General features: G+C 59.4%; 5 protein-coding genes and 1 tRNA gene. 4 read left to right on the plus strand and 2 right to left on the minus strand.

What is annotated here, in order from left to right; translation table 11 throughout:
* The first annotated feature begins 175 nt into the window (after positions 1–175).
* From DW892_RS09080 to DW892_RS09095, 4 genes are all read left to right on the plus strand, one after another.
* Positions 176–2,626, plus strand: a complete 2,451-nt coding sequence (locus DW892_RS09080; RefSeq protein WP_117757958.1) for a PTS transporter subunit EIIC — start codon at positions 176–178, stop codon at positions 2,624–2,626.
* Between the two features lie 127 nt (positions 2,627–2,753).
* Positions 2,754–3,767: a polyprenyl synthetase family protein gene (locus DW892_RS09085; protein ID WP_117767064.1), complete on the plus strand. Its 1,014-nt coding sequence runs from the start codon at positions 2,754–2,756 to the stop codon at positions 3,765–3,767.
* Between the two features lie 139 nt (positions 3,768–3,906).
* A complete protein-coding gene (locus DW892_RS09090; RefSeq protein ID WP_187361857.1) occupies positions 3,907–4,812 on the plus strand; it encodes a peptidoglycan-binding protein in 906 nt (301 codons plus the stop codon).
* 38 nt (positions 4,813–4,850) lie between these two features.
* Positions 4,851–4,925: transfer RNA gene (locus tag DW892_RS09095), tRNA-Gln, on the plus strand.
* An 876-nt stretch (positions 4,926–5,801) separates the two neighbouring features.
* Here the strand turns inward: DW892_RS09095 and DW892_RS09100 are convergent.
* Positions 5,802–7,994 (minus strand): hypothetical protein, encoded by a 2,193-nt coding sequence (locus DW892_RS09100; RefSeq protein ID WP_158567052.1) that lies wholly within the window; start codon positions 7,992–7,994, stop codon positions 5,802–5,804.
* A 183-nt stretch (positions 7,995–8,177) separates the two neighbouring features.
* Positions 8,178–10,067, minus strand: a complete 1,890-nt coding sequence (locus tag DW892_RS09105; RefSeq protein ID WP_117636065.1) for a carbon starvation protein A — start codon at positions 10,065–10,067, stop codon at positions 8,178–8,180.
* Positions 10,068–10,451: the final 384 nt, after the last annotated feature.

Below are 10,451 nucleotides of genomic sequence, written 5' to 3' on the forward strand. Positions count from 1 at the left end.
AAGTTGTTTAAACCGATTATCGGTAAAGCACGGATTATTTACCGTCGACGGTTCCCCCGAAACCAAAATCGGACCGAATCAAAACCGTCAATGCGGCAAGCAGCCAGTCCTCTACAATGAGTTCATTGTTTAAACGTTCTTGCTCGCACAGCATGTTGCATCCGAAAGGCATATTATGCTGCAGAAAATCCAACGTTTTGGCGGAGCCATGTTCGCGCCCGCCATGCTGTTTTCTATATCAGGCCTCATGGTCGGCATCTCCGCCCTCGCAACGACCGTGGATATCGTCGGCGACCTCGCCGTATACGGAACCCCCTGGTACGTTTTCTGGACTATCATTCAGCGCGGCTCGTGGACGGTCTTTAAGCGCCTTCCACTCCTTTTTGCCGTAGCGCTGCCTATCGGCCTTGCCCAAAAGCAACCGGCACGCTGCTGCCTCGAGGCGCTCGTAGCCTATTTTGCCTACTGTTTCTTTTTGAGCGAGATCATTAAGCTGAGCGGAGACAACCTTGGGCTTAAGTACCCGTCGTTTTTGACCTCCGCTAGCGGCATCACCGTCATCGACGGCATCAAGACGCTCGACACCGGCATTATCGGCCCGCTGGCGGTGTCGGCAACCGTCGTCGCGATCCATGACCGCTTCTACGATGCCAAGGTTCCCGATTGGCTCGGCACCTTCTCGGGTTCCTCGCTGGTCTACCTCATCAGCTTTTTTGCCGTGTTTGCCCTTGCCGCCATCTCGGCCGCCATCGTGCCTTTCGCATACGCTGTGACCGAAACGCTGCGCCACGCACTTGCGGGCGTCGGCCCCTTCGGCGTGGGCATCTTTGTGTTTTTGGAGCGAGCGCTCGAGCCCATGGGGCTGCACCATCTGCTCTATATGCCCATCTATTACGACAATCTGGTCATTCACGACGGTATTTACGCCACGTGGACCAACCTGCTCCCCATTCTCTCCCATAGCACGCGCCCTTTAAATGAACTTGCGCCCTGGGCAGGTTTTACCGCCACCGGCTGGGGCAAGCTCTTTGGCCTTCCCGCCATCGCGGCAGCATTCTATTTCACCGCCAAACCCGAACGCCGCGCCGGCCTTAAGGTCATCCTTTTGCCCGCCATCGTCGCCTCGGTGGTCTGCGGCGTCACCGAGCCGCTCGAGTTTCTCTTTATGTTCACCTATCCCGGACTCTTTTTGCTCTACGCCGTCCTGTCCTCCTGCCTTGCCATGACCATGAACTTCTTTGGCATCGTCGGCATCTTCTCGGGCGGTCTCATGGAAATGACGGCCTTCAACTTCATCCCACTCATGCGAATGCATGCCGGCTCCTACCTTTTGGCGCTCGGTATCGGTCTGATGTTTAGCGCTGTCTTTTTTCTGGTCTTCCGGGGCCTCATTCTGGCTTTCGACCTAAAAACCCCAGGCCGCGAGGATCATATCGCCAGCGATGCGGCGCTCGCACGTCTGACGGGAAAAAGCTCTGCCAAAGAAGGCGCGGCCCAAAACGGCACCGACAACCAATCATCCCAAGATCATCTGCTTGCTGAGCAAGTCGTTGCGCTCTTGGGTGGCGTTAGCAATATTGTAGGAGCGACCAATTGCGCCACGCGTCTGCGCGTTGAGGTCGCAGAACCTTCCGTTGTCGCAGACAACGCAGCCTTCGTCGCGGCGGGCGCCAAGGGCCTCATCATTACGGGCAAGACCGCCCAGGTGATTATTGGCATCTCCGTTCCCCGCGTTAAAGAGCATTTTGACCAGATCATGGGCCTCGAGCCGGGATTTGTGCCCACCACCTCGGCCTCCCCTGCAGCCAGCGCAGCCCATAAGCGCGGCGATATCTGCTTCTTCGATATCGACGGAACACTCGCCTGGCAAGACCCTCGAGTGGCACAAGAGCTTCCCGAGAGCGAGCGAGACCTCTCCCCCTATCCCAATGAAGCGGTCTCGCAAGCCATCCGTGATTTTGTCGCCAAGGGCAATATGGCGTTTATCTGCACAGGGCGCACGCTGAGCTGCATCCATCCAAAGCTGCTCGAGCTGCCCTGGACCGGCATCGTCTGCCTCGCGGGTGGCTATGTCGAACTTGAGGGACACGTGATTCGCGATTTGGCGATGACGCCCGGCATGCTGCAGCGCCTTGCTCCCATTCTTGAGCAATCGGACGAAGTGATTCGTTTTGAGGGACTCAATGGCGTCGTTCGCATGAGTGCCGATGCGCCCGACGCCCCGGGATACGCCCGCACCGTGGGCGATGCAATTACGCAGCTGCAACATTACAGCGCCTACAAGATCTTAATGTCCACGTCGCTTGCCAACCGCATCGCTCAGGATCAAGCGTTTGAGCCGCTGCTCTGCTTTAACGAGCTCGAGCTCGAAGTGACCGAGATTTCGCCTCGCGAATGCACCAAGCGCGAGGGTATCCAGTCCGTACTCGACGCCCTCGATCCCCACCACGGAACCGTATACGGCATCGGCGACGCCAGCAATGACGTCTCGCTGATGAACGCCGTCGACGTTGGCATCGCCATGGGCAACGCGCCGGACTTCCTCAAGGAAAAGGCCGACTATGTCACCGACAGCATCGACCACGACGGCGTCGTCACCGCGCTCGAACACTTTGGGCTTATCTAGCCAAGCCCCTACCGCACTTGCGGCCGCATGGACCAATCGTCTTCAACCGCCGCGCTCGACGCCCTAATGTGGCAATATGTTGTCTGCATAATGCAACGATGCAACCTATCAAAGAATGCGAGAACCCGTGTCCAGTCCGTTTACCAGCTTTTTAGCCCAGCACTTTGACCAGATTAACGACTATCTGGCCACGTTCTTTGACGGACAGGCGACTTCCGCCGATATCGAGCGCTACCTGTATACCCCGCTCTCGGCATTTACGGCAAACGCTGGCAAGCGCCACCGCCCGCTCATCTGCATGCTCGCCGCCACTGCGGTAGGCGGCAGCTTTGAGAGCGCCCGCAGCGCAGCGGCGGCCATCGAGCACTTTCAGTCGGGCGCACTCATCCACGACGACATCGCCGACAACGGGCAGATTCGTCGCGGCAAGCCCTGCATGCACCTTACCGAGGGCACCGGTCTTGCCATCAACTGCGGTGACCTGGCGCTCACCATGGTCACCAAGACGGTTCTCGACGACCCCACGCTCAACGCAGACGTGAAGCTTCGCGTGCTCCACGAGCTTACCGAGATGATCGTCCGTACCATCGAGGGCCAGGCGCTCGACCTGGGCTGGGTCCGCGACGGGCGCTTTGACATTTCGGTCGACGATTATCTGGACATGGCGACGCACAAGACCGCGTACTACAGCGGAGCGACGCCGCTTGCCGCCGGAGCCATTATCGGCGGCGGCAGCGAAGAGCAGATTGAGGCACTGCGCGCCTTTGGGCTGCACACGGGCCTTGCCTTCCAGATTCAAGACGACCTGCTCAACTTGATCGGCACCAAGGAGGCCGCCAACAAGGACTTCCGCACCGATATCACCGAGGGCAAGCGCACCCTCGTTGCCGTGCATGCCCTGTCAGACGAGCGCCATCACGACGAGATCGAGGCAATCCTTTCCTCGGGCACCGAGGACCCTGCGCAGCTCGCACGCGCCGTGGAGATCTTCCAGGAGACCGGCTCCATCGATTACGCCCACACCTATGCGCTCGACCTGACCGCTAAGGCCAAGGCCGCTATCGAAGGCGTCGAGCTCGACCCGCATGCGCGCGAGCTCTTCCTCTCAATGGCAGATTTCTTTGTGGAGCGTCTTAACTAGCGGGGGTCATAAAACCTGTGGGCAGCGAGTTTGGGTACAAGTTGCTACACTATTGAATGCATGTTTATAAATTGTCTCGCGTTGTCTATCCGACACACGCTCAAAATAGTACGAATGGTACGCCGAAAGGGGTTCGTTCATGGAACCTATTACCACGGGCATGCAGGGAGCAGCCGTCGAGGATGTTCAGTCCCGCCTTCTGCAGCTCGGCTATACAATCGATGACGCCGAGGTTGTCGACAAGCGCTTTGGCACCACCACCGAGCAGGCCGTCAGCACCTTCAGGCTCGACAGCGGCCTTGCTGCCGGTCATGCCGTCGATATCCCCTGTTGGAGCGCCCTGGTCGACGCCTCGTATAAGCTGGGCGACCGCACTCTGTATCTGCGCATGCCCAATTTCCATGGCGCCGATGTGCAGGCCCTGCAGCGCGCTCTCAACGTTTTGGGCTTTGCCTGTGGCGAAGACGACGGCTACTTTGGTCCGCATACCGAGGCCGCCCTGCAGCAGTTCCAGGAAAATGTCGGCCTGTTTGCCGACGGCATGGCCTTCCAGGACACCTACGCCTACATCAACCGCCTGCACCATGTGTGGGAGGGCAAGCCCTCGGTCACCGAAGCCGAGTCCCGCATCGGTTTTGCTCGCGCCGCCAACGTGCTCGAGCGCTTCCAGATCGCCGTTATCGGTGAGGACCCCATCGCACGCAGCGTTGCTTCGCGCATGTGGAACATCGCCACGGCAACGACCGACAACAGCGGCATGATGCTCTGCGACTCCGAGGTCCCAACCGACGTTGACCTGGTGCTCGAGATCGCAAGCGACGAGCTGCCCGCCGACGCCGCGCCACGCGCCACGATTGCCCTCGCCGAGTGCCACAACCTGGCCCAGCGCATCCGCACCGCCAATGTCGCCGCGCAGCAGAAGCCGGCTCGCATTCGCATTGAGCTCACGGGCATGACGCGCTACAACGGCACCTTCACGGCCAGCGACGCGCAGACGCTCGCCGTACGCCTACTCGACGGCGTTTGCGATGCCCTCGCAGATTAGGTAAACTAGACGAGTTGCTTTTGGGCAACACCACACATTGGGACGTAGTTCAACGGTAGAACTCCGGTTTTTGGTGCCGGCTGTTGGGGGTTCGAATCCCTCCGTCCCAGCCATTAAAACTGAGCGCCCTAAGCCCATAACGGCCCAGGGCGCTTTCTTGTGGGCAAGCGGAGGAATTCGAACCCGCAAGGGTGCGGAGCTGAGGAAACGCGAAGCGTTTTCCAGCGCAGCACGCAAGGAGCGAAGCGACGCAGCGGGGCGCGGCCGCCGACCAGGCGGACGCGGAATCCCTCCGTCCCACACCAGCCAAGAGCCCCTCACGTCAAGCAAATCGAGCCAACGCCGCCAAGCGGAGGGATTCGAACCCGCAAGGGTGCGGAGCGACGCAGCGGGGCGCGGCCGCCGCAGGCAGACGCGGTGTCGGCACTTGGGGACGCTCCTAAGTGCCGGCATTATAGGAACGTCCCCAAGTGCCGGCTCGGGACTATTTTCGAGGACCCTCCGAAGGACTGTGGCCAAAAAACGGCAAATATGAGTACTGTTACCGTTGTAGCTACATTATTTTCGTTAATAAAAGAAGATCTTAATGAGATTTATTCGCATCAAGGTCTTCCTTTAATGAACACTTGAGGAGATACGGCAGCTTATCTGCTCGATCGACACGTCAAATCACCTTAAATTTGGTCAAAATTACTGCTACTAAAAGAGTATCAGTACTCATATTTGCCGTTTTTTGGCCACGGCTCTTTATAGACACCCTGTACAGCGACGGTGGTAGATTTCGGAACGTGTCCGTCAGCCCCGTTCCGAAAAGCGAGCCGCATGCAACGGCCAAGCCACGACAGGCCCCGGGAGAGCGGGGACACCGGCTTAGGTTTATCGCGAGTTCCGCACGAACAGGAGGCCACTTAATGTGGCCTCCGTCGTGAGCAGGACTGTAGAGCAGGAAACCTAAGCCGGTGTCCCCGCTCTCCCGGGGCCGGCGGAATTTAGTTGTTCAGCATGCGGTCGAAGCTTCCCGAGTCGCCATCCCGATAGTCGGCGGTCATCAGAATCTCCTGCGGAATGCGCCCGCCTTCACGTAGCACATTGCGGAACTGCACGCGCGTGACCATGGGCAGATCCTTGATCGTCGCCGCCAAGTTCTGCGGCACGCCCTGGTTGGCAGCCGCGCGCTCGCACTCGCCGCCGGCCTTCACGCGACGCTTATGCTCGGCGAGCATGGCGCGGTACATACCGGCATGCAGGCGAATCTCAACCACATTGGCATTGCGAGCCTGCTCGACGATGCGCGCGCCCTCGCGGTCGATATCGCCCACGTAGTAGACGTAGTTAAAGCGATAGCCGATCTCGGCCAGATAATCGTCCAGGGCATGCGAGACGCTCGCCTTGCATCCGCCGCCAAAAATCACGCCGCCCACCTTGATGCCAAAGAGCTTGGCGTGCTTGCGGCCACGCAGCAGCCTAACGATCTCGTCGTAGGTGTCCAGGTTCTCGACCATAATGAACGGCTTATCGGCGCCCAGCGTAAAGAAACCCGTAAAGTGCACGGGGCGGTTGGGGGCGACCTTGATCGCCTGCATGCTGATGCCCTTTTCGGTCATGCGCCTTATCAGGCGCTCACCGTGCTTGCCGTCAAAAGCCTTCTCGTCGTTAAAAATCTGGTAGGCACGCTGGCGGCGCGAGGCAACCGGCGTATCGGCACCTCGGTTTTGCTCGATCCAAGCCTGGATGATTGCGATTTCCTCGGCAATCTTGCGGTTGGACATCTCGTTGTGCTGAGTGCGCTGCGGCGCCTTTTTGCCGTCCTTGCCCTCGACCTTAACAATTTGAGTCTGCTGTTCCTTGATCTTAGAGAGCGCCGTAGGCGTAGGGACAACTTTGAGCAGCTGCCTGCCCAAAACGCGGGCAAGGGCAAACGCCGATACCTCGCCGTGGACGGCCGACTCGGGCTGCTGGGTAGCACTATCTGCTACGGCAGACTCCGGCTTCTTCTGAGACTTGCGCTTAGAATCGCCTTGGAAATTGCGCTCGCGCTTTGGCATAGACGCCTGCTTCTGCGGACGATCGGACTTGCTCTCCTTCGCCGACTGGCGCTTAGGCTGCCCCGAAGAAACCTCGGCAGTCACATCCTCGTCCTGCGGCGTGGTCTTCTCGGTTGCAGTCTCGGCATGGGAACTGCGGCCCCCACGATGGCGACGGCGGCGAGGCTTGCTCGACGCGCTCTGCTCCGTCCGCTCATCAGTAAGCTGCTGGCCCTTGGCCTCGGCATCAACCTCAAGCTGCGGCTCAACAGGCTTCTGCTCGCGAGTCGCCGGCTCAACGGTTTTCTCGGTTTGTTCGGCCTTCTCGGCCTGAGCGATCGAAGCCGGCTCGCCCTTCTCCTGACGCTTTACGGGATACGCGCGTCCCGCAAAACCGCGGCCGGGACGACACGAACCCGGAGCCCTCTTGGCAGACTCCTCAACATCGTCTGCAACCTCGGAAGGCTCTTCAACCTCACGCGCGACATCCTGCTGCGCAGCCTTAAAGTGGGCACCACGGCGACGCTGGGGCTCCTGGGCCTCCACGGGCTTTTGCTCCTTCGCGGGCCTCTGCGACTCGGCAGCAACCTCGTTCTCAACAGCCTCGGCATCCGTTTCACCCTTTTGAGCAACGGCGCGACGGAAGCGCTCCTGCTGAGCGCGACGCTGCGCATCGCGCTTGCCACCCCCGCCAAAACCGCCGCGTCCTGCCTTGGCCGTAAAGGCACGCACGACGTTCTCATCGAGCAACTCATCGGTATCAACATGCTCACGCGGAGCAACTTCTTCCACAGCAGGCACGTCAGCGGAATCCTCGACGACAAAATCTTCGACGGACTCGGCAGGCTGCTCCTGAGCATCGCGGATCTCGACATTGATGGTATAGAACGCCGGGCGCCCGTTAATGCCGCTGCCCTCGATCTTGGTCACGATATTTGCCGCGATAAGCTCATCGCGCATCGCCTTGGTGTCGCATTCCTTATCGACGGAGCGGAAAATCTGCGCCAGCGCGCTCGACTTAATCTTGAGCGCCTTGCGGCAGAGCAGGTCGTAGGCAACCAGCTTGGCGCGCTCGGCAGAAAGCGACGTCTGGCTGCTCAGACGCTCAGCCAGAGCATCGACATTGTTTTGATTATCGGAATATACCGTCTTGGCCACGGGGCCCCTTTCATATGCACACATATACGTCCATATGGTACAACGCACGAGCCTATCCACGCAAAACATCTGCGAGAACGCCCTTGCACCACCTGTTCTCACAAGAAAAAAGACCGGGTCCGCTTGATTGCGGACCCGGTCTTTCCGAGTCAAATAGATGGGAGATTCAACCCGTCCGACCGACTAGGCCTTGGCGGCCTCGGCGTCGGCAGGAGCTTCAGCGGCAGCGGCGCGACCGTACTCGGCCTTGCCCATCTCGGACCACTCGGGCTCCTCATCAGGCATGGAGCCGGCCTCCTTGCCGAAGAACTCCTTGAGACAGTTGACGGCAACGATGAGGCCCAGGACCATCAGCAGGACGGCGAAAACGAGCTGCAAGCCCTTGGTGGCGGCGACGGAGACGGCGGCCGTGGTGGCGGTAGCCGGGATGGTGCCGAAGAAGCCGTAAGCCTGGACAGCGGTCATGCAGCCCATGGCGCTCTGGACCAGCGAGGTGAAGGTGCAGCAGAGCAGGAAGGCGACGGGCACGTAGAGCATCCAGCCCTTGCGGCCGGTGCACTTGCAGAACACGGCGAGGGTGATCATGGTCATGCCGCCGAGCAGCTGGTTGGAAGCACCAAAGAGCGGCCAGATGTTGGCATAGCCGCCAAAGGCGAGGGCGAGACCGGGAAGCAGGGTGACGACCGTGGCGAACCAGGGGTTGCCGAGAACCTTCATGTAGCCGGCCTTGGACTCGATGGCCAGGGCGTCGTTGGTCTGGGCAAAGAACTCGGAGAACGAGGTGCGGGCGATGCGGGCGACGGCGTCGAGCGAGGTCAGGGCCAGAGCGGAAACGTTCATGGTCATGAAGACGGTAGCGAGCGTGCCGTCAACACCGAAGGCCTGCATACCGCGGGAGATACCAGCAGCGAAGATCTGGAACGGGGTGGAAGCGACGCCAGCGTTGAGGGCGCCGGTACCGGCGGTGTTCATGTCGGAGAACATGATGCCGGCGACGATGATGGCAAGGATGCCGACGAAGGACTCGACGATCATGGCGCCATAACCGACCTTGACGGCGTCCTGCTCCTTCTCGACCTGCTTGGAGGAGGTACCAGAAGAAACGAGGCTGTGGAAGCCGGAGAGGGCACCGCAGGCAACGGAAACAAACAGGACCGGGAACATCATGCCGGAGGCAGTGGAGAAGCCGGTGAAGACCGGAGCGGTGATAGTGGCCTGGCCGTTAACGCCCAGGACGACGATGCCGAGGACAGCGCAGGCGATCATGACGATCATCATGATGGAAGTGAGGTAGTCACGCGGGGTCTTGAGCATCTGGATGGGCATGGCGCCAGCGAAGACCAGGTAGACCATGACGACGGCGAACCACTGGAACTTATCCAGGTAGACCGGGAACTGCATACCGACGGCGAACATGAGAACCATGAGGACCACGCCGGTGACGAACTCGGCGGCACCGGTGAGGTTGAACTTCTTCTGGGCCCAACCAAAGGCGATAGCGACGAAGGTGAACAGGATGGAGATGGTGCCAGCGCAGCCAGCGGCATAGGACTTGGTGAAGTCGATGGCACCGGTAGCGGCGCCAGAAGCGTCAACGGCCGGGGTGAACATGAACGTCTTGCAGACCATGTCGGTGAAGGCGGCGATGACGATGATGCAGAACAGCCAGCAGAACAGCAGGAACAGGCGACGGCCGGTCTTGCCGATGTACTTCTCGATGAGCTGGGCCAGGGACTTGCCGTTGTTCTTCATCGAAGCGTACAGAGCACCAAAGTCGTGGACGGCGCCAAAGAAGATGCCGCCGACGAGGACCCAGAGCACGACGGGCAGCCAGCCAAAGGCCATGGCGACGATCGTACCCGTGACAGGGCCAGCACCGCAGATCGAGCTGAACTGGTGCGAGAACGCGGTAAAGGCGGAGACGGGCGAGAAGCTCTTGCCGTCCTTCATGCGCTTGGCCGGCGTGAGGGCCTCTTTGTCAACGCCCCACTTGTTGGCCAGCCAGCGGCCGTAGCCCAGATAGCCACAGGCGAGCACCGCCGCGGCCACAACCATGAGCAAAACTCCGTTCATTACATTTCCTCCTCTAAAAAGAACTTCCTAGACATAAAAAATGAGGGCCGTCGGTTGCGCTCGACGGCCCTCATCTTCATCAGCCGCCCGTTATCGTACGGGCTAGCTGTATGTGCTAACCCGCATCAGATAATTACTACGCTGATAATGTTTAGCTGATGCGTGAACATGTCTAAGAAATCCTCTTCAATCATGATGTGAACGATCCGTGCGTGTTCACATCCCCCAGTGGTTGAAAAGGAGTATGAAACTTTAGTTACCTAAAGTCAACGCAAATATGTAATGAATTTTCAACTTTTTTTGAATTTCTCGGTATAAAACGCCACTAACCTCGGACTTTACCCAACGACAGTTTTTGCTTGAGAGATGCTCCCTGGGCGCGGG

Origin of the sequence: Collinsella sp. AM40-7AC, from assembly GCF_003468125.1 — a bacterium.
Lineage (GTDB): Bacteria > Actinomycetota > Coriobacteriia > Coriobacteriales > Coriobacteriaceae > Collinsella > Collinsella aerofaciens_O.